Source organism: Stenotrophomonas sp. 1L-E-5-B-C3 (genome assembly GCF_057292075.1).
Genome location: NZ_JBXAWS010000004.1, coordinates 281047 through 301217, shown reverse-complemented (window position 1 = coordinate 301217; position 20171 = coordinate 281047). Strand labels below are relative to the sequence as shown.

General features: G+C 61.4%; 14 protein-coding genes. 12 read left to right on the top strand and 2 right to left on the bottom strand.

The features are described 5' to 3' along the window. Positions 1–257 precede the first annotated feature (257 nt). Positions 258–1754, top strand: coding sequence for an ATPase domain-containing protein (locus AC0Z6F_RS07840; RefSeq protein ID WP_012510348.1), 1497 nt, complete (start codon positions 258–260; stop codon positions 1752–1754). Beyond that, positions 1744–3813 (top strand): PAS domain-containing sensor histidine kinase, encoded by a 2070-nt coding sequence (locus AC0Z6F_RS07835; protein WP_012510349.1) that lies wholly within the window; start codon positions 1744–1746, stop codon positions 3811–3813. Before AC0Z6F_RS07840 ends, AC0Z6F_RS07835 begins: the two co-directional genes overlap by 11 nt. Before the next feature lie 96 nt (positions 3814–3909). Here AC0Z6F_RS07835 and AC0Z6F_RS07830 read toward each other — a convergent pair whose 3' ends face one another. Then, the gene (locus AC0Z6F_RS07830; protein WP_041864485.1) at positions 3910–4941 is read right to left on the bottom strand and encodes a LacI family DNA-binding transcriptional regulator; all 1032 of its coding nucleotides are present in this window, start codon (positions 4939–4941) and stop codon (positions 3910–3912) included. Positions 4942–5234: 293 nt separating this feature from the next. Here AC0Z6F_RS07830 and AC0Z6F_RS07825 point away from each other — a divergent pair, with 293 nt between their 5' ends. The 6 genes from AC0Z6F_RS07825 to AC0Z6F_RS07800 all read left to right on the top strand — a co-directional run bounded on the left by AC0Z6F_RS07825 (position 5235) and on the right by AC0Z6F_RS07800 (position 15040). Beyond that, the gene (locus tag AC0Z6F_RS07825; RefSeq protein WP_012510351.1) at positions 5235–5810 is read left to right on the top strand and encodes a single-stranded DNA-binding protein; all 576 of its coding nucleotides are present in this window, start codon (positions 5235–5237) and stop codon (positions 5808–5810) included. Between the two features lie 405 nt (positions 5811–6215). Continuing rightward, positions 6216–9596: a type I restriction endonuclease subunit R gene (locus tag AC0Z6F_RS07820; RefSeq protein ID WP_012510352.1), complete on the top strand. Its 3381-nt coding sequence runs from the start codon at positions 6216–6218 to the stop codon at positions 9594–9596. An 8-nt stretch (positions 9597–9604) separates the two neighbouring features. Further along, positions 9605–11443, top strand: coding sequence for a DNA recombination protein RmuC (locus AC0Z6F_RS07815; RefSeq protein ID WP_012510353.1), 1839 nt, complete (start codon positions 9605–9607; stop codon positions 11441–11443). 11 nt (positions 11444–11454) lie between these two features. Continuing rightward, complete coding sequence (locus AC0Z6F_RS07810; protein WP_012510354.1) at positions 11455–13038, top strand: type I restriction-modification system subunit M; 1584 nt, start codon at positions 11455–11457, stop codon at positions 13036–13038. Further along, positions 13035–14129, top strand: a complete 1095-nt coding sequence (locus tag AC0Z6F_RS07805) for a restriction endonuclease subunit S (RefSeq protein ID WP_485616882.1) — start codon at positions 13035–13037, stop codon at positions 14127–14129. The genes AC0Z6F_RS07810 and AC0Z6F_RS07805 overlap by 4 nt, the downstream gene beginning before the upstream one ends. Before the next feature lie 500 nt (positions 14130–14629). After that, positions 14630–15040, top strand: coding sequence for a hypothetical protein (locus AC0Z6F_RS07800; RefSeq protein WP_012510356.1), 411 nt, complete (start codon positions 14630–14632; stop codon positions 15038–15040). Positions 15041–15103: 63 nt separating this feature from the next. Here the strand turns inward: AC0Z6F_RS07800 and AC0Z6F_RS07795 are convergent, their stop codons facing one another. Continuing rightward, on the bottom strand, positions 15104–15832 hold the full coding sequence (locus AC0Z6F_RS07795) for an SDR family oxidoreductase (RefSeq protein ID WP_012510357.1): 729 nt from the start codon (positions 15830–15832) through the stop codon (positions 15104–15106). A 93-nt stretch (positions 15833–15925) separates the two neighbouring features. Here AC0Z6F_RS07795 and AC0Z6F_RS07790 point away from each other — a divergent pair, with 93 nt between their 5' ends. From AC0Z6F_RS07790 to AC0Z6F_RS07775, 4 genes are all read left to right on the top strand, one after another. Continuing rightward, positions 15926–16825 (top strand): AraC family transcriptional regulator, encoded by a 900-nt coding sequence (locus tag AC0Z6F_RS07790; RefSeq protein WP_012510358.1) that lies wholly within the window; start codon positions 15926–15928, stop codon positions 16823–16825. A 148-nt stretch (positions 16826–16973) separates the two neighbouring features. Continuing rightward, the gene (locus tag AC0Z6F_RS07785; RefSeq protein WP_012510359.1) at positions 16974–17870 is read left to right on the top strand and encodes a hydroxypyruvate isomerase family protein; all 897 of its coding nucleotides are present in this window, start codon (positions 16974–16976) and stop codon (positions 17868–17870) included. Positions 17871–17897: 27 nt separating this feature from the next. Continuing rightward, the gene (locus tag AC0Z6F_RS07780; protein ID WP_012510360.1) at positions 17898–19583 is read left to right on the top strand and encodes a GMC oxidoreductase; all 1686 of its coding nucleotides are present in this window, start codon (positions 17898–17900) and stop codon (positions 19581–19583) included. Further along, entirely contained in the window at positions 19583–20164 is a 582-nt protein-coding gene (locus tag AC0Z6F_RS07775; protein WP_485616880.1) for a gluconate 2-dehydrogenase subunit 3 family protein, read from the top strand. Before AC0Z6F_RS07780 ends, AC0Z6F_RS07775 begins: the two co-directional genes overlap by 1 nt. Positions 20165–20171 lie beyond the last annotated feature (7 nt).

Sequence of the window (20171 nt, the reverse complement as noted above, 5' to 3'; positions counted from 1 at the left end):
CGTGTGTGATCGCGCTGTTTATCACCCGCAACTGGGCTGGCGTCATGCGCCGTTGGTCATGGTGCCGTGCGGGTAGCAGGTGAGGGCGCCCCACCGTTGAAGGCGCGACAGGGGCGGCTTCCAGTGCGTGGGGCTTCGCCAAGGCGGCAGGGGGCCAGCTTGTGAAGTCTTCCTGAATGCGTTGGGAAAGGTCGGCCGGATCACACAGGACGTCGACAGGGGCACCGATAGTCTTTGCGCCTCTCAGGGCCATTGCCATGCAGGCGTACATGCGGACTGTTACCGGAGTAGAGGGACTGGACAGCATTCTTGGTGGCGGACTTCCGCAGGCGCGGCTGTATCTGCTGGAAGGACCACCGGGTTCCGGCAAGACCACGTTGTCGCTTCAGTTCCTGCTGGAAGGCCTGCGGCGGGGCGAACGCTGCCTGTACATCACCTTGTCCGAGACCGCCGAGGAACTGCGCGAAGTCGCCGCTGCCCATGGCTGGTCGCTGGATGGCCTACACCTGTTCGAACTGGGATCGGCTGAAGGCGCAATGGGCAACGGTCGCCTGCAGTCGGTGCTGCATTCGTGGGAAATGGAGCTGGACGAGACGGTCAATCTGATCATGTCCAAGGTGGACAGCATTGGGCCCACCCGCGTGGTGTTCGATTCGTTGTCCGAACTGCGCCTGCTGGCCCAGGACTCTCTGCGCTACCGGCGCCAGATCCTTGCGTTGAAGCAGTTCTTCGCACCCAAGAGCGCTACGGTGATCCTGGTCGATGACCTGACCTCTACCGGCGAAGAGCGCGATGGGCAGTTGCACAGCCTGTGCCACGGCGTGCTGTCGCTGGAACGCCTGACCCTGGATTTTGGTCCGGCCCGGCGCCGCATGCAGGTGCAGAAGCTGCGCGGTGTGGATTTCATTGCGGGCTACCACGATATGGTGATCCGTCGTGGTGGGCTCGAGATTTTTCCCCGCTTGATCGCCTCCGAGCACCACGACCGGTTCGTGGGTTCGCCGGTGAGCAGTGGCGTCGACGAGATCGATCGCCTGCTGGGCGGGGGCCCCCTGCGCGGGACCTCGACCCTGTTGACCGGTCCCGCTGGCAGCGGCAAGACCAACGTCGCCCTGCAATACGTGTGGGCGGCCTGCGAACGTGGCGAACGCTGCTGCATCTTCGAGTTCGACGAGCGCATCGGCACCTTGCTGGCGCGTGCATCTGCGCTGGACATCGACCTTGACAAGCATCTGCACTCGGGCCTGCTGGAGATCCTGCAGATGGATCCGGCCGAGGTGTCGCCGGGTGAGTTCTCCTGGAACCTGCGCAAGGTGGTAGAGCAGCGCAACTGCAGTGTGCTGGTGATCGACAGCCTGAACGGCTATGTCACGGCAATGCCACAGGAAAAGCAGCTGATGCTGCAGCTGCACGAGATGTTGTCCTACCTCAACCAGAAGGGTGTAGCGACGTTCCTGATCAATCCGCAGCATGGCCTGGTGGGCACCATGTCCACTGGCAGTCTCAATGTGTCCTATATCGCCGATGCGGTGGTGCTGTTCCGGTTCTTCGAGGCCAAGGGGCGCATCCGCAAAGCCATTTCGGTGATCAAGAACCGCGGCGGTGCGCACGAGGACACCATCCGTGAGTTGAAGATCGACGGGCGTGGCATCACCGTCAGTGCGCCGTTGGCAGACTTCCAGGGCATCCTGACCGGAACACCCGAATTCGTGGGTGACAGCGCGGCGCTGCTGGGCCAGTCCGATGTCCGATAGCGGTGAGAGCCGCAAGGTTGTCCGCATCGTGGCGCCGTTTGGACGCGATGCCGACAGCATTGCGGCGGTACTGGAGGGGGCAGGGCTGGCAACGCGCATCGCGGGGAACCTGGAGGAACTGGCCGAGCATCTGGATGATCGCACCGGCCTGGTGGTGGTGACCCAGGAAGCGTTGGTGCGCGGCACCGATGGCATGCTGCCTGCCTTGCAGCAGCAACCGGCCTGGTCGGATATCCCGTTCATCCTGCTGCGCTCGGCGCGGTCGTACCGCCGTTCCACCCGTGAGGAACTGTTGCCAGTTGCGATCAACGTGGTGGAGATGGACCGGCCGCTTGGCAGCATGTCCCTGATCAGTGCTGTCCAGGGCGCACTGCGGGCCCGTGACAAGCAGTTCCTCGTGCGCGATCAGATGGCGGCATTGGCGGACGGGCGGGCCGCACTGGCCCGCAGTGAAACCGAGTTGCGCCTGATCGCCGATGCGATGCCGGTGCTGATCGCCTTCGTTGATCGTTCGATGTGCTTCCGTTTCGCCAACCGGGCCTATGAGTCCTGGTTCGATCTCGCCACCGGTGAGGTGATCGGCAGGCACGTTCGCGAAGTGATCGGCGAATCCGTATGGCAGCAGCGCAGGGCGGCGATGGAGCGCGCGCTGGACGGCCAAGCGGCGCTCTTCGAGATCACCTGGCCGCATCCACTACGCGGCCGGCGCGACTGCGAAGTGCGTTACTCGCCGCGCACCGACACCGACGGCCGGGTCGACGGATTCCACGTCTTCGTTACCGATATCACCGCCGCCAAGCTGGCCCTGAGCAACAGCCAGCAGCACGCACATGCACTGGAGGCCATGGTGGCCGAGCGCACGCGTGAGCTGGAAGCGCAGATGGCTGCACGCGAGGCCAGCGAGGCCGCCCTGCGGCAGTCGCAGAAGATGGAAGCGATCGGCCAGTTGACCGGTGGCATCGCGCACGATTTCAACAACATGCTGACTGGCATCCTGTCCGCGCTGGACATCGTGCGCCTGCGCCTGGAGATGGGCCGGGTGGATGATCTGGAGCGTTTCCTGGATACGGCCACCACCTCGGCGCAGCGTGCCGCCGCATTGACCCAGCGCCTGCTCGCGTTCTCGCGCAGGCAGTCGCTGGACGCGCGGCCGGTGGAGATCAACACGTTGCTGGTATCGGTGCAGCACCTGTTGCACAGCACGATCGGGGAGACGGTGCGGCTGCGTACCGAGACCTGTCCGGTGCCGCTGCACGCCACGCTGGATGCCAACCAGTTCGAAAGTGCGGTGCTGAACCTGGCCATCAATGCTCGCGACGCGATGCCTGATGGCGGCGAGCTGATCCTGCGCACTGCGGAAGCAGATGTGCATGCAGGCCAGTATCCGGCAGTGCCGGCAGGGCACTATGCGGTGGTGGCAGTCGCCGACACGGGCGCCGGCATGGCGCCGGAAGTCGTCGAGCGCGCATTCGAGCCTTTCTTCACCACCAAGCCCATCGGCAAGGGAACCGGGCTGGGCATGTCGATGGTGTATGGCTTCATGCAGCAGTCCGGTGGTCACATCGCGATCGAATCGCGCCTGGGTGAGGGCACCACCATTTCCCTGTTCATTCCACTGGTGGAGGCCGCGGCCAGCGAAACGGCGGCCGCTCCGGCCAAAGCCATCCGGCTCGGCGCTGGCCAGTCGATCCTGGTGGTCGAGGATGATGAGCAGGTACGCATGCTGGTCACGGTGGTGCTCGAGGACCTGGGGTACCAGGCCCAGGTGGTGGGCGATGCGGACGCCGCGCTTCCGATCCTGACTTCGGACCAGTGCATCGATCTGTTGATTACCGACGTCGGCCTGCCTGGGCTCAATGGCCGCCAGCTCGCCGAGATAGCCCGTCACTCGCGGCCGACTTTGCCAGTACTGTTCATGACCGGCTACGCGGAGAAGGCGCAGGAGCGCTCGTCCTTCCTCGATGCGGGCATGGCGATGATCGCCAAGCCGTTCCTGCTTGACGAGTTCAGTGCAGCGGTTCGCACCGCGATGCCTGAAACGGCAGGTGGCAATCCGTAGAGTCGGGCCTGCTCGACTGTTTTTGTGCAGAGCCGATCCATACTCGGCTGATCTTTCCCGATTGGAGTTGCATCCGCTGGTCGAGCAAGCTCGACACTACCCGCGCTGCGACGATTCCCGCACCACCAGCTTTACCGGGATGCTCTGGCTGTCCACAGCCTGCCGGCCGATCAGTGCCAGCAGGCGCTCCACCAGCAGCTGCCCGGCCTGCTTGGTGTCCTGCTGTACGGTGGTCAGCGCCGGGGATACCGATGCTGCCAAGGGGATGTCATCGAAGCCGGTCACCGCCACGTCCTGCGGCACCCGCAGGCCGGCTTCGCGCAGGGCCCGCATCGCGCCGATGGCGATCAGGTCGCTGGCCGCGCAGATCGCATCGACCGGCGCGTTGCGAGCCAGCAGCGCCTGGCAGGCTTCCTGGCCGGAGGCTTCGGTGGTGATCGCATCGTGCTGCAGCGCCGCCTCGGCAGCCAGGCCGTGTTCCTGCAGAGCCGCGACATGGCCGCGGTAGCGTTCCTGGAATTCCGGGTAATGGCTGGAGGCATGGCCAAGGAAGGCGATGCGGCGGCAGCCCTGCTGCAGCAGGTGGGTGGTGATGTCGTGCCCGCCCTGGAAATTGTCGCTGCCGATCGATACACCGGGCTGGCCGGGCAGGGCGGCGCCCCAGCGCACGAAGTGCGTGCCCTGTTCGACCAGCCGCTGCAGGCGGTCGCGCGATTCGTGGTAGTCGCCGTAGCCGAGCAGGATGATGCCGTCGGCCTTGTTGCTGTCCTCGTAATCGGCCTGCCAGTCGGTGGACAGCTGCTGGAACGAGACCAGCAGGTCCTGCCCATGCAGGGCGCAGGCGCGGGTGATCGAGCCCAGCATCGAATGGAAGAACGGGTTGATCAGCGAGTCGTCGTTGGTCGGGTCTTCGAAGAATAGCAGGGCCAGGGTTCCGGCGTTGCGCAGGCGCAGGCTGGAGGCGTTCTTGTCGACCTTGTAGTTCAGCTCGCGGGCGATGCGCAGGATGCGCTCGCGGGTCTCGGCGTTGACCATCGGGCTGCCACGGAGCGCCCGCGACACGGTCGGCTGGGAGACCCCGGCCAGGTGGGCGATGTCCAGGGAGGTGGCTTTGCCTTTGATCGTCATGGGAACGCAGAAGGGGGCTGGGGGGAAGGTGCCCGGGAATGATGCCATGGGCAGACGCGAATGCCCCTCCGGGCGACCGTCGGGGCTAAGGTAAGTCATTGCCGGACAAGGAAATCAGCTCAATCCTCCAGCGCGGCCGGGGTCTTCTGACCGGGCGGATGGCGGCGGCAATGCTAAGATGCACCGTTCTCGCATTCCCCCAAATTTCAACAGGGGCGGCCCAGCCTACTGCACCCCGCCCGGGGCTGTGCTATCACTGGCGGTCTGCCCTTGGACAACGAACGAAGGTACCTATGGCGCGCGGCATCAACAAAGTCATCCTGGTCGGCAATCTCGGCAACGACCCGGACGTGAAGTACACCCAGGGTGGCATGGCGATCACCCGCATCAGCCTGGCCACCACCAGCGTCCGCAAGGACAAGGATGGCAACCAGCAGGAACGTACCGAATGGCACCGCGTGGTGTTCTTCGGCAAGCTCGGCGAAATCGCCGGCGAGTACCTGCGCAAGGGCAGCTCGGTGTATGTCGAAGGCAGCCTGCGCTACGACAAGTACACCGGCCAGGATGGCGTGGAGAAGTACTCCACCGACATCATCGCCGACGAGATGCAGATGCTGGGCGGCCGCGGTGAAGGCGGCGGTGGTGGTGGTGGTGGCAACTACGGCGGCGGCGAGCGCCCGCAGCGCCAGCAGGCGCCGCGCCAGGAGTACGGCGGTGGCGGTGGCCAGCGCGGCGGCCAGGGTGGTGGCTATGGCAACCAGGGCGGCAACCAGGGCGGTGGCTACGGCAACCAGGGTGGCAACCAGCGCCCGCAGCCGCAGCAGGCGCCGCCGATGGACGACTTCGCTGATGACGATATTCCGTTCTAAGAAACACTTGGTTGAGAGTGTTGATTAAAAAAGTATTACAAAGCCCCGCTTTTGCGGGGCTTTCTTGTCTACAACCCGATCGTATGTGGTTGAAAAGATATTGCTATACGAAGATGGCGAATACGAAGCGGGTCTAGGATCTGGAAGCGGAGGAAGCCCCGCTGAAAAATTGCTGGCTGAGCATTTTAAGGCTGATGCCCTTGGGCACTGTAATAGCAGGGGTGACCAGCGATACAGACTGGTTCTGGCCTGGCACCCTTCAGTGATTTCCGCTACAAAGGAAGCCCTCCCCATTCATCGAACTCGGCATGCCGGCTGCGGTTGAACTGATGAGTGGGCTGCAGTTCGCCACATGGAACGCCGCACGGCCTTGATTTCAAGGTCGCCAAGGACAGAGTCGCCTGAATGAAATCCGTCAATTTTGAATTTCTTCGCCCTGTAAACGAACTGCTGGCCAATCTGGCCGGTCTTGCAGAGGGGGTTCTGCATGTCGATCCCGGCAGCGCACTTACACGGTTGCGCAGTTTCGCTGAGGAGTTGACCAAGACCATCTACAGCGAGGAGCGTCTGCCACGCTTGCCGCAGTCCACTTTCTATGACTTGGTGAAGAGTCCGGTATTCACCGCGTGCACAAGCAGCTCGCTGGTCCATCAGATCAATTTCCTGCGTATCCAGGGCAATGAAACAGCCCATGGCGGCGAAGGAGATGTCCGCACGGCCAGATCGGCATTGAAGACGGCTCACGAGCTGGCCAAGTACATGGCCGTGAAGTACTACAGGCTGGCCCATTCGGACTTGCCGGCTTTTGTCGAGGTCAAGGATCCCACCACTGCGCTCAACGCGTTGCAGAAGTCAGTTGTCAGCTATGAGAAGGAGCTGGCCAAACAGCAGGAAGAGCTGCAGCGTGTTTTGGAACAGTTGGAGCAGAAGCGGGTACGTGATCTTGGAAAAGTCGAAACGCCTGCTCCAGCAGATCAGAGGCAGCGCCAGGAAAGGAGCGAGCAGGTTGCCGGCAGCCTGCAATGGAGTGAGGCTAAGACCCGCAAGCTCCTGATCGACGCCATGCTGCTTCAGGCCGGCTGGGATGTGGGCAGCCCCGCACAGGTCGGGTTGGAGGTGGAAGTCGATTTTCCAGGCAACGCCAGCGGCAAGGGCTATGCAGACTATGTGCTGTGGGGAGACAACGGCCAGCCTCTGGCGGTGGTCGAAGCCAAGAAATCAGGCAACGTCAGCCTTCAGGCGGGGCGCGAACAGGCCCGCATGTATGCCGATGGCTTTGAACTCATGGGCATGCAACGCCCGGTGATCTTCTACAGCAACGGCTATGAGACCTTCATCTGGGATGATAAGCAGTACAACGGCTATCGGCAGGTCTATGGCTTCTATGGCAAGGACAGCTTGGAATATCTGATCTACCAGCGTCAGTACCGCGTTGCCGAGCTGGAGAAACACAACCCCGAGTTGAGCATTGCCGACAGGCCGTATCAGATCGAGGCGATCAAGACCGTTGCCGCGCACTTCCAGAAGCAGCGGCGCAAGGCGCTGATCATTCAGGCCACTGGCACCGGCAAGACCCGCGTTGCAATTGCTTTGGCCGAACTTCTGCTGCGCACCGGCTGGGCCAAGCGAGTGCTGTTCCTCTGCGACCGCAAGGAGCTGCGCGTCCAGGCCGATGATGCCTTCAAGCAGAACCTGCCCAGCGAACCGCGCTGCGTAATCGGCGAAGCCAATAAGGTTGACCAGACCGCGCGCATCTACATCGCTACTTACCCGGGGATGATGAACCGTTTCGCGCAGTTGGATGTCGGCTTCTTCGACCTGATCATTGCTGACGAAAGCCATCGCAGCATCTATAACAAGTACCGCGACCTGTTCGATTACTTCGACGCTCTGCAGGTCGGGCTGACCGCCACGCCGGTAAGGTTCATCAGCCGCAATACCTTCGACATGTTCGACTGCGAAACCACCGACCCGACCTTCGAGTTCGGCCTGGATGCAGCCATCAACAACGATCCGCCGTATCTGGTGCCGTTCCGCGTACGCGACCTGACAACTGACTTCCTGCGCGATGGCATCCACTACAACGACCTGAATGACGAGCAGAAGCGTCAGCTGGAAGAGGATCTGGGTGAGGAAGAGGCCAAGCGCACGACCATCGCCGGCAAAGACATCGGTCGCAGGATCTTCAGCGAATCCACCGACCGCATCATCCTTGAAAACCTGATCGACAACGGCATCAAGGATGACACCGGCTCCCTGGTGGGCAAGACGATTATCTTTGCCCAGCGTCAGGATCACGCCGAGCATCTGGAGAAAATCTTCACCAAGCTTTACCCGCAGTACGGCACGCGTGTGTGCAAGGTCATCCACAACGACATTCCGCATGTGGAAACCCTGATCAAGGAGTTCAAGAAGCCGGACAACGAATTCCGCATCGCCATTTCGGTAGACATGCTCGATACAGGCATTGACGTGCCGGAGGTAGTGAACCTGGTCTTTGCCAAGCCGGTGAAATCCTGGGTAAAGTTCTGGCAGATGATTGGCCGTGGCACGCGTCTTCGCCCGCATCTGTTCGGTCCGGGCAAGCATAAGGCCGAATTTCTGATCTTTGATCACTACGGCAATTTCGAATTCTTCGAGCAGGAATACCAGGAGCCGGAAGACACCGGCGGGAACTCGCTGCTGCAGACTACGTTTGCAGCACGTGTCGAACTTGCCCAAGTGGCGCTGAAGAAGAGCCATGCCGAGGCCTTTGACCTGGCCGTGCGCCTGATGCGCGAAGACATCAATGACCTGCCGGACAGCAGTGTGGCCGTGCGGCGGCAGCTGCGGTTGGTGCACCAGTTGCAGCAGACCGACCAGCTACGGAATTTCGATAGCCGCACCCAGCACCTGGTCAGTGAGGCCATATCGCCACTGATGTCTGCCCGAGTGCTGCGCGACAAGCATGCCACCGCGCTGGACAAACTCATGGCAAACATCCAGCGTTGTCTGGTGGAGCAGGCTAGCTGTTTTGAAGATGGCAAGACCGAACTATTGGTTGCCTTGGACAAGCTGGCAGTGAACATTCAGGCGGTCCGGCAGAAGGATGCAGTGATTGCCGAGGTACGCAGTGCCGCATTCTGGCAGCAGGCCAGCATTGCGAGCCTAGAACATGTCCGCAAGGAATTGCGCGGCATCATGAAGTACCGGCGCGTGGATGTTGGGCCGGGCTATGACATGCCCACGACCCGCACCGGCGATGGCGGGGTGATCGAAGAGGAGCGCACGACATACATGGTAGGAGCCAGCGAGGCGCTGATCTACCGGCGTCGGCTCAAGCGCATTCTCGATGACATGCTGGCCGCGAATCCTACCCTGCAGAAGATCCACCAAGGCCAGTCCATTGCCGAGCATGAGCTAAAAACACTCACTTCTACCATCCTCACCAGCCATCCGGGCGTCAGCTTGGAGGTGCTCAACGAGTTCTACGGCCGTACCGCCAATGAATTGCACCTCACCGTGCGTGAGATAATCGGCCTGGATGCACACGGCATCGAAGAGCACTTCAAGGGCTTTCTGCACGCACATCCTGGGCTTACCGCACAACAGGTGCGCTTCATGAACCTGTTGAAGAACTACATTGCCACCCACGGCAGCATCGTCATTGAGACGCTCTACGAGCCGCCGTTTGACAGCATTTCCCACGAAGGCATCGATGGTGTCTTTACGGCAGCGGATGTGGATGCGCTCGTGGCTGTACTCAAACCCTTCATGCGCGGAGAAGCCGTGTCAGCCAGCCGCTAGGAGAGCACATGGAAGCCACTCAATGGACTACTGACGTCATCGTCATCACTGCCGTGCTTGCATTGATTTGTGCGTTGCTGGGCTATTTGGTGGCGACATTGCGTCAGGGCCGGCAGCTCGGTCTGCTGCAAGCCCAGCTCGAGCAGGCTCAGCAGGCGCTAGCAACGGCAGTGGCCAGCAGTGCCGCGCTGGGTGAGCAGCTCAAAGCCGCAGACGCTCGAGTCAATGAGTTGCAGGTTGCAGATTCCGCGTTGAAGGCGCAGATGCAGGCAGCCATCGACAATGTGAGTCGGTTGACGCAAGAGCAGCTGGACGGCAAAGACGTGCAGGCTGAATTGCGTCAGGATCTGGAGGATGCCCACGGGAAGTATCTTGAAGCAGTCAAAGGCTTAGAGACCGCCCAAGCCGAAGGTCGAGCGGCGCAGGAAAAAGTCAACGACTTGTTTGATCGTCTCGCTACCGCCCAAGCATCCAATAACTCCTTGCAACGTGAGCGCGACACGCTCAAGGACCAGCTCGCAAATCAGGATGCCCTTGCCAAGGTGGCAGCAATAGGCGAACGGGAAGCCCGCGAGCAACTTCAGGGCCTCAAGGCGCAGCAAGTGGTTGCTGCCGAGCGCTATGAAACGCTCCAGGCTCGCTTTGCTGCGCAGAGCAGCGAATACACCAAACTCAAGACGGAGCTGGACGAGCGTGAGGCCAGTCATGCACGCGAGTTGGCCAATTTCGAACAACAGAAAGCCAGCTTGAGCGAACAGTTCAAATTGCTCTCCAACGAAATACTGGAAGCTAAGGCCCAAGCCTTGCAGGAAAGTAGCAAGCTCAGTCTGAGTGCCGTGATGACGCCGTTCCAGCAGTCCATCGAAACCTTCAAGCTAGAGGTCCGGCAGATCCATCACCGGGAAACCACCCAGCAGGGTGAGCTGCGCAAAGAGCTGGAGCAGCTGAAGGCGCTTAACCAACAGATCACTGCCGAGGCCCATGAGCTATCCACTGCGCTGCGCGGTCAAAAGAAGCTGCAGGGCAACTGGGGCGAGCTGGTGCTTGAAAACGTACTCGACCGCTCTGGCCTGCAGCTGGACAAGGACTACCAGCGCGAGGTCAGCATTACTACCGAGGAGGGGCGCCGGCGCCCGGATGCCGTGGTTTACTTGCCCCAAGGCAGGCACCTGATCATCGACGCCAAGGTCTCGCTCAACGCCTATGCCCGCTACGTGAACGCGGAAGACGATCTGGAGCGCAAGCAGGCCCTGAAAGAGCATGTCCAGGCCGTCGCCAGCCGCATCAAGGAGCTGGCTGACCGTGACTATTACAAGCTGCCGGGGCTCAACTCGCCGGACATGGTGTTCATGTTCATCCCCATTGAGTCTGCGTTCGTTGAAGCGCTCAAGGCGGATGAAACCCTGTTTCAGCAGGCCATTGAGAACAATGTGTTGGTGGCTACGCCGACTACCCTGCTGACCAGCCTCAACATCGTTCGCCAGCTCTGGCGCTATGAGGATCAGAACAAGCACACCGCCGCGCTGGCCAACCGAGCAGAGGGCGTTTTCAGAAAGCTCAACTCCTTCCTGGCCAGTTTCGAGAGAATCAAGAAGGGGCTGGAAAGCGCCACCGAAGCCTATACCAAGGCGGAAGGCCAACTGGTCAGCGGCAAAGGCAACCTCGTCAAGCAGGTGGGCGAATTCAAGAACCTTGCACCCGCCATCAAGGCGCAGCTGCCTGCCTATTTCGCCGACAAAGCCGCGCTGGAAATCGATTTTATCCCATCTGAGCAAAGCATCGAAGCGCTTAACCGCGCCGCTGACGATGAAGGCTTGCTCGACGAAAATGACACTGAAACTGAGTAAGAGACCAACTGATGTTGACCGGCAAGATCCGCAACGATATCGATAAGCTCTGGGAGAAATTCTGGACCGGGGGTATCACCAACCCGCTGACTGTGATCGAGCAGATCAGCTACCTGATGTTTGCCCGCATGCTGGACATGCAGGAAGACGTGGTCGAACGCAAGGCCAAGCGCACCGGCAAGCCGGTCGAGCGCCTGTTCCCCGCCTCCCGCGAAGGCCAGTTGCTGCGCTGGAAGAACTTCCGCAACCTCAGTGGCAAAGAGCTGCACAAGCACCTGAAGAAGAACGTCTACCCGTTCTTTACCTCGCTGAGCACCGCCGGGGACAAGGGCGGGTCCGGGGCGGCGCTGGGGCATATTGGCGAGTACATGCAGGATGCCGACCTGGAGATCAAGAACGAGTCGGTGCTGGTGGCTGCCGTGGAAATGGTCAACGAACTGCCGCTGACACAGACCGACGTCAAGGGCGATATCTACGAATACCTGCTCAGCAAGCTGACGACGGCCGGCATCAATGGGCAGTTCCGTACCCCGCGCCACATCATCGATGCGATGGTGGAAGTGGTGGCGCCGCAGCCTTACGAGGTGGTCTGCGATCCGTCCTGCGGCACGGCCGGCTTCCTGGCCCGCACCATGGAATACCTCAACCGCACCCATTCCAGCGAAGCGGGCACCCTCACCGACGAGGACGGCAACAGCAGCTACACCGGTGACTTGCTGGACGCCTACCGCAAGCACATCAACAGCCAGATGTTCTGGGGTTTCGATTTCGATACCACCATGCTGCGCGTGTCCAGCATGAACATGCTGCTGCACGGGGTGAGCGGGGCGAACATCAACTATCAGGACACGTTGAACAAATCCATCAAGGAACACTTCCCTCGTCAGGAAGAGAACTTCTTTGACGTGGTTTTAGCCAACCCGCCGTTCAAGGGCAGCCTGGATGAGGCCAACGTCAACCCGGACGTACTGGCCTTGGTCGCGACCAAGAAGACCGAGCTGCTGTTTGTGGCCCACATCCTGCGCTCGCTCAAGCTGGGCGGCCGTGCGGCGGTGATCGTGCCCGATGGCGTGCTGTTCGGCTCCAGCAAGGCCCACCAGCAGCTGCGCCGGGAACTGTTGGAAAACAACCAGCTGGAAGGCGTTATCAGCCTGCCCAGCGGCGTGTTCAGGCCCTATGCCGGCGTGAGCACGGCCATCCTGTTGTTCACCAAGGGCGGTCAAACCGAGCGTGTGTGGTTCTACGACCTGCGGGCCGATGGCTATTCGCTGGATGACAAGCGCACGCCGCTGAAGGGCGAGGGCAGCAATGACCTACCCGATGCGATTGCCCAGTGGGCGGCCTACCGCAAGCTGGTCGAGCGCAATGCCCGTAAGCAGACCATCAACAAGCAGTTCGGTGACCGCAAGCAGAAGGCCTTTGTAGTGCCGGCCGAAGCCATCGCCGCCAACAAGTACGACCTGTCCATCAACCGCTACAAAGAAGTGGAGCACCAGCAGGTGCAGTACGAAGACCCGAGGCAGATCCTGCAGCGGCTGCGTGCGCTGGAGCAGGAGATCCTGGCGGATCTGGATGCGCTGGAGGGGATGCTGTGAGCTTTTTTCAAAACCACTCAGGGTGGCCTTTGGTCCCGCTCAAGAATATTGCGACTCTTAAGCGCGGATACGATCTGCCAGTTGGGATGAGAAATAAAGGTGAAGTTCCCATTTATGCGGCTAATGGACAGAATGGCTCTCACGATGAATTGAAAATCAATGGCCCTGGCGTAATAACGGGAAGGTCAGGAACGATAGGGAGAGTTCACTATTGTGAAGGTGGCTTTTGGCCGCTGAATACCGCGTTGTATGTGATGGATTTTCATGGCAACCATCCGCGATGGGTCTATTACATGCTTTCTGCTTTCAAGCTGGAGCGGTTTTCTGAGGGTGCCGGCGTGCCAACTCTCAATAGAAACTTAGTCCATGATGAGCTGATCCCGCTGCCGCCCCTGCCCGAACAGAAACGCATTGCCGCCATCCTCGACAAGGCCGACGCCATTCGCCGCAAGCGCCAGCAAGCAATCCAGCTTGCTGATGACCTCCTGCGCGCGGTCTTTCTGGACATGTTCGGTGACCCGGTGACCAATCCGAAAGGTTGGCCCAGGAAAGCTCTCAGAACGCTCGGTAGTTCAATCACGGGGAAAACGCCGCCGAGCGAAAAGGCTGGCATGTGGGGCAAAGGAACTCCTTTTGTAACGCCAGGTGATTTAAATGGGTGCATCAGGTCATCGGCCCGAGAGGTGACTGAAGAGGGATTGGCGAATTCTAGGTTGTGTCGCGCAGGTGGTCTGTTGGTTTGCTGTATTGGTGCGACAATCGGAAAAGTTGGAATTTCTGAATCTCCTGTGACTTTCAATCAGCAGATAAACGCACAAGAGTGGAATTGTGAGGTCCATGATATTTATGGGTACTTTGTTTTTAAGATTTGCCCACAGTTGGTTAGAGATGGGGCGATTCAAACCACTCTTCCTATTCTGAAGAAATCACTTTTTGATGGGATCGAAATTCCTGTTCCTCCTCGGGCCATGCAGGCTAAATTTGCTGGTATTGTGGAGAGCACTTTAGCCTTGAATGAGAGGAATGAAGTTGCTCTTGAAATGCCTGTCTTCGAGTCGCTATCTCAGTTGGTGTTCGCGGGGGGTCTTTAAGTTGATTTCCAGGAAAGTCCCATGGTTGCTGTTAGGCGGATATTTTTAGATCGATTTTCGCGACAGTCAGCGCTTTCTCACGCCTTTGTGCTGCAATCTCCTCCGTGTCATTTTTCTGTCCCCCCGCCCGATTAGTTAGTTGTGCTTCCAGTCAACGGGGCGCGGACATGCCGGGTTACTTCAGTGTGCCGATGGGCGCGGCTAAGGCGGCGGCCCATCCAGTGGCGGACCGGACCTGCTGGCGCCGGCATGTTGCTGGCACGCCTTGCCTATTCACAAGCTTGATTTGGTAGCCCGCCAGCATCCTCCGCTGCTCAGTCCTCTACTCCAGACAATTTTGTATCCCTCTTCCCACCTCGGATCCCTTGATCGGCTCGCGAGGTTGTTGAGAAAAGGCCAGAGTTTCGCGTAGTTCTTTGCTAAATTAATAATTTAAAATTAGTTAATTGTAGAAGTAAAGTTAGTGGGCTTGGCTGATTTTTATTGTAAATAAATTCCTGATGCTGGTTCTTCGGTCATTAAGGGCGAAGAATGTGGGTGCAACCATTCTGATGCACGCCTGGCAACAGATGCAGCTGCAAACCAAAAAGGAGCACCTTGCGTGGGGCTCCCTTTTTACCTTCCTGCCGCGTTGCCCGGCGTCCACAGTGACATGGGATTGCATCGCCACCCTGGCTGATCCAAGCTGGCAATCCACCGGTGCCGGCCTCTGTGCTGGCCTGCGCGCGCATGGATGGGAAGACTCGATGATGAAGAATGATCTCTGGCTGCTGGTCGCAGCGCTGCTCTGCATCGCAGGGGCCGTGGCGGGTTCCAGTGGCCCCAGTGCTGCGGTGGGCTTCTGTTTCCTGGTCATTTTCTTCGTCAGGCGGCGTGCCCCCACCGGCCGTCCGCCAGGTGCCGGTAGCTGATCGGCAGCGCATCGGCGCCGCTCGACCAGGCTCGGCAGGACGTCAACCCGCGGCGTTCATCCACTACACCGCGTCATCGCCCCCGGGATTGCGCATCGGCGGGTTCTCGTCGGTCACCGCGCGCCATACGGCTTCGGCCACGGCCTGCGGCGTGGTCACCGGGCCGCTGCTGTCGCGAAAGCTGGCCAGCACGCCCTGCACCAGCGGCGCATAGGCAGGGTGCTCCATGCCGCCCAGATGCGGGAACGCGTTTTCGCCGAAGCGCGTGGTCGGCGCGCGGCCGGGCAGCACCAGGCGCACGCGCACGCCCAGCGGCGCGACTTCGATGGCCAATGATTCGGTGAAGGCGTTCACCGCCGCCTTGCTGGCGCTGTACACGCCCACCAGCGGCAGCGCCTTCACCGTCACCGTGGTGGTCATGTTGACGATCACGCCGTCGCCGCGCTCGCGCATCTGCGGCAGCACGGCTTGGGTCATGGCCAGCGTGCCCAGGGTGTTGGTGTCGAACAGGGCACGCGCTGTTTCCAGTGGCGTAAGTTCCACCGGCACCGGTGCGCCGAAACCGGCGTTGTTGACCAGCATGTCGATCGGGCCGGCCTCGGCGATGGCGTGCGCGATGCTGGCCGGATCGGTGATGTCCAGGGCGAGCACGCGCAGATGCGCGGACGCCGGCAGCAGGTCGGTGCGCGGGGTGCGCATGGTGGCGATGACCTTCCAGCCACGGTCGAGGAACAGGCGGGCGGTCTCCAGCCCGAAGCCGGAGGAACAGCCGGTGATCAGTACGGTTTGCATCGGGTCTACGTCAGCGGGAATGAGAGACCATGGTCAGCTTGGCTTGGTGGACGCGCTACAGTGAAACGTCTGTATTTTCTTGCTGAGCGTCCAATGTCGTCCGATCCGCTGTCCGAGGTCGTTTCCTTGCTGCAGCCCACGGCACGCCACTCCAAGCGGGTCGAGGCGGCGGGCGAGTGGTGCGTGCGCCGCGAAGGAGAGGGCGAGCCGTTCTATATGGCGGTGCTGCACGGCCAATGCCGCCTGTCGGTGGACGGTGGTGCGCCGCTCACCCTGCAGGCCGGCGATTTCGTGCTTGTGCCGGCCCTGCGCGAGCTGGTCAACACCAGCATGCAGGCGCCGCCGGACATCACCCCCAGCCTGCCGGTACGCCTCGCGGAGGGCCACTTCCGGGTCGGGCGCGCGGACGGACCGGCAGCGTTGTGCGCGCAGATCGGCCACTGCGGATTCGCCTCGCCCGATGCCGCCCTGCTGGTGTCGTTGCTGCCGCGGCTGTTGCACATACGCGGTGAGCCGCGCCTGGCCACGCTGGTCCAGATGGTGGGCGAGGAGGCGCGCGCGCAGCGGCCGGCCCGCGATGTGGTGCTGGAGCGCTTGCTGGAAGTACTGCTGATCGAGGCGCTGCGCAGCGGTATGGACAGCGTCGGCGGCAGCGGCCTGGTACGCGGGCTCGGCGATGAGCGGCTGGCCGCGGCACTGCGCGCGCTGCATGCGCGGCCCCAACATGCATGGACGGTAGAGGAACTGGCCGGGAAGGCGACGATGTCACGCTCGGGCTTCGCCGCGCGTTTCATGCAGGTGGTGGGTGTGGCACCCATGGAATGCCTGCTGCAGTGGCGCATGGCGCTGGCCAAGCGCCTGCTGAAGGATCGTGCACTGAGCCTGGAACAGGTGGCCGAACGGGTGGGCTATGCCAGCGCGGTCACCTTCGGCGTGGCATTCGCGCGGTTGGTGGGCATGCCGCCGGCAAGGTTCGCGCGCATGCGCGATTGATCACCTGCAGTCTCACTGTCGTTGTGCCGCGCAGCATCGATTTTCGTGCACCGCGACTTGCAAACAGACAATTTCCTCCCCTATGGTGCAATCGATTGCATTGCTGTGAATTGTTGCGTTTGATACCGGTTGGGAGGCCGGCAGGTGGATGTCCATCCATTCGATCAGACCGGCCCCGGCGAGGGGGCTCACGCGGCGTGATGCGTTGCGCATGGCGGTTGCTGGAGGCGTAGCCCTGGGTACTGCGGGAGCATTGCCCGCATTCGCCGGCACTGCACCGCTGAAGGGCCACCTGAAGCACGCCGTGGCCCGCTGGACCTTCCCGCAGCTGTCGGTCGCCCAGCTTTGCAGCACAGTGAAGGACATTGGCTTTGCCGCGATCGACCTGGTCGGTCCGGAAGACTGGCCCACGTTGAAAGCCAATGGCGTATACAGCTCGATGTGCAACGGCGCGGAGCTCGGCCTCACCAAGGGCTTTGCCGGCCGCCAGTTCCATGACCAGCTGGTGGAACGCTACACGCGGCACATTGATCTGGTCGCCGAGGCCGGTTATCGCAACCTGATCTGCTTCTCGGGCAACCGCAACGGGATGGACCCGAAGGAAGGCCTGGCCAATGCCGAGGCCGGCCTCAAGCGCATCCTCGGGCACGCCGAGAAGCGCGGTGTGGTGCTGGTGATGGAGCTGTTGAACTCCAAGGTCGATCATCGTGACTACCTGTGCGACCACTCCGCATGGGGCGTGGAGCTGTGCCAGCGGCTCGGCTCGGACAACTTCGGCCTGCTCTACGACATCTACCACATGCAGATCATGGAGGGCGACATCATCGCCACCATCGGCAAGCATCACGCCTGCTTCAAGCATTACCACACCGCAGGCGTGCCCGGCCGGAACGAGATCGGAGACCAGCAGGAGCTCCACTATCCGGCCATCTGCCGTGCGATCCGCGACACCGGTTTCAAGGGGTATCTGGCGCAGGAATTCATGCCTGCAGCGCCCGATCCCGTTGGCTCATTGCGCGAGGCAATCCGCCTCTGCGACGTCTGAATCGATATCCACCCAGGTGAGAAACCCATGGCAGATAATCACTACGACGCCATTGTTGTTGGCTCGGGAATCAGTGGCGGTTGGGCAGCGAAGGAGCTGACCGAAAAGGGCCTGAAGGTCCTGATGCTGGAACGCGGACGCAACATCGAGCACGTCAAGGACTACGTCAACGCGATGAAGGAGGCGTGGGACTTCCCGCACCGAAACCGGCCAACGCAGGCGATGAAGGCCGACTTCCCGGTGCTGATGCGCGACTATGGCCTGGCCGAGAACCTGGAAGGGATGTGGGCCAACGAACAGGACTCGCCCTACGTCGAGACCAAGCGCTTCGATTGGTTCCGCGGCTATCACGTCGGCGGCCGCTCATTGTTGTGGGGCCGGCAGAGCTATCGCTTCTCCGACCTGGACTTCGAGGCGAATCTCAAGGACGGCATCGCAGCCGATTGGCCCATCCGCTACGCTGATATCGCGCCGTGGTACGACCATGTGGAGAAATTCGCAGGTATCGCTGGTACGCGCGAAGGGCTGGACGTGTTGCCGGATGGTGAGTTCCTGCCGCCTATCCCATTGAACATCGTCGAGAAGGACGTGGCCGCACGGATCAAAAAGGCGTTCGGCGGCACCCGGCACATGATCCACTCGCGCACCGCCAACATCACAAAGCCCATGCCCGAACAGGGCCGCGTCAACTGCCAGTACCGCAACAAGTGCATCCTGGGTTGCCCCTTCGGCGCTTATTTTTCCACCCAGGCAGCGACACTGCCGGCGGCGATGAAGACAGGCAACCTGACCTTGCGGCCGTTCTCGATCGTCAAGGAAGTGCTCTACGACAAGGACCGCAAGCGTGCCCGCGGCGTGGAGGTGATCGACGCCGAGACCGGGCAGACCTACCAGTACACGGCCAAGGTCATCTTCCTCAACGCATCGTCGTTCAACTCGACGTGGCTGTTGATGAACTCGGCCACCGATGTCTGGGACGGCGGGCTGGGCTCCTCGTCGGGCGAGTTGGGGCACAACGTGATGGACCATCATTTCGGTGCGGGTGCCTCCGGCCGCGTCGAGGGCTACGAAGACAAGTATTACTTCGGGCGTCGCCCCTGCGGCTTCTACATTCCGCGGTTCCGCAACGTCGCGGCTGACAAACGCGGTTACCTGCGCGGGTTCGGCTACCAGGGCGGCGCAAGCCGCACCGGCTGGTCGCGCGAGATCGCCGAGCTCAACATCGGTGCCGACCTGAAGGAGGCGCTGACCGTGCCGGGCGACTGGCGTATCGGCATGACCGGCTTCGGTGAAATGCTGCCGCACCACGACAATGCGATCCGCCTGGACCACGACCGCAAGGACAAGTGGGGGTTGCCGGTGCTGGCGATGGACGTTGCCATGCGCGCCAACGAACTGGCGATGCGCAAGGACATGGCCGCCGATGCCGCAGAGATGCTGGAGGCGGCCGGCGTCAAGGACGTGAAGATGCACGACAACGACTATGCCCCGGGCAAGGGCATCCACGAGATGGGGACCGCGCGCATGGGACGTGATCGGAAAAGTTCGGTGCTGAACCAGCACAACCAGGTATGGGATGCGCCCAACGTGTATGTCACCGACGGTGCCTGCATGACCTCCAGCGCCTGCGTGAATCCTTCGCTGACCTACATGGCGCTGACGGCCCGGGCCGCCGACCATGCGGTGCGCGAACTGAAAGCGGGGAACCTCTGATGGATCGCCGCGAACTGCTGAAAATGATCGTCGCCGCCACGGGGGCGGCCATGGTCGGCCTGCCTGCGCTCGTGCAAGGGCAGGCGCCGGCGCTGGCCGCCGCTGCGAAGCTCCATTTCTCCGACGCCGATGTCGGCACGCTGGACGAGATCGCCGAGACCATCCTGCCGCGGACCCGGACACCAGGCGCAAAGGATGCCGGCGCCGGCCTGTTCATGGCGACGTTCGTCAGCGACTGCTACAGCGTCCGGCAGCAGGCGACGTTCCGCGCCGGGCTGACGGATATCGACAAACGCGCTGGTGGCCGGTTCGTATCGCTCACACCGGAAGCCCGCACCGAATTGCTGCGCACGCTTGATGCAGAAGCCAAGGCGCGTCATGCCGATGTGACCGAAACCGGGACGCCTGAAGAGGGCGAGGCAATGCCACACTACTTCACGATGCTCAAGCAGCTGGCCATCTTCGGCTTCTTCACCTCCAAGGTCGGCGCGACCGGGGTGCTGCAGTACGTTGCCGTGCCGGGGCGCTACGACGGCGACCTCGCCTATGTTCCCGGTACACCCGCCTGGGGGACCAGTTGATGGAGCG

Excerpts from the sequence above, each read along its gene's own strand:
- AC0Z6F_RS07840 (WP_012510348.1), top strand. The coding sequence starts at position 258 with ATGCAGGCGTACATGCGGACTGTTACCGGAGTAGAGGGACTGGACAGC.
- AC0Z6F_RS07835 (WP_012510349.1), top strand. The coding sequence starts at position 1,744 with ATGTCCGATAGCGGTGAGAGCCGCAAGGTTGTCCGCATCGTGGCGCCG.
- AC0Z6F_RS07830 (WP_041864485.1), bottom strand. The coding sequence starts at position 4,941 with ATGACGATCAAAGGCAAAGCCACCTCCCTGGACATCGCCCACCTGGCC.
- AC0Z6F_RS07825 (WP_012510351.1), top strand. The coding sequence starts at position 5,235 with ATGGCGCGCGGCATCAACAAAGTCATCCTGGTCGGCAATCTCGGCAAC.
- AC0Z6F_RS07820 (WP_012510352.1), top strand. The coding sequence starts at position 6,216 with ATGAAATCCGTCAATTTTGAATTTCTTCGCCCTGTAAACGAACTGCTG.
- AC0Z6F_RS07815 (WP_012510353.1), top strand. The coding sequence starts at position 9,605 with ATGGAAGCCACTCAATGGACTACTGACGTCATCGTCATCACTGCCGTG.
- AC0Z6F_RS07810 (WP_012510354.1), top strand. The coding sequence starts at position 11,455 with ATGTTGACCGGCAAGATCCGCAACGATATCGATAAGCTCTGGGAGAAA.
- AC0Z6F_RS07800 (WP_012510356.1), top strand. The coding sequence starts at position 14,630 with ATGCTGGTTCTTCGGTCATTAAGGGCGAAGAATGTGGGTGCAACCATT.
- AC0Z6F_RS07795 (WP_012510357.1), bottom strand. The coding sequence starts at position 15,832 with ATGCAAACCGTACTGATCACCGGCTGTTCCTCCGGCTTCGGGCTGGAG.
- AC0Z6F_RS07790 (WP_012510358.1), top strand. The coding sequence starts at position 15,926 with ATGTCGTCCGATCCGCTGTCCGAGGTCGTTTCCTTGCTGCAGCCCACG.
- AC0Z6F_RS07785 (WP_012510359.1), top strand. The coding sequence starts at position 16,974 with ATGTCCATCCATTCGATCAGACCGGCCCCGGCGAGGGGGCTCACGCGG.
- AC0Z6F_RS07780 (WP_012510360.1), top strand. The coding sequence starts at position 17,898 with ATGGCAGATAATCACTACGACGCCATTGTTGTTGGCTCGGGAATCAGT.
- AC0Z6F_RS07775 (WP_485616880.1), top strand. The coding sequence starts at position 19,583 with ATGGATCGCCGCGAACTGCTGAAAATGATCGTCGCCGCCACGGGGGCG.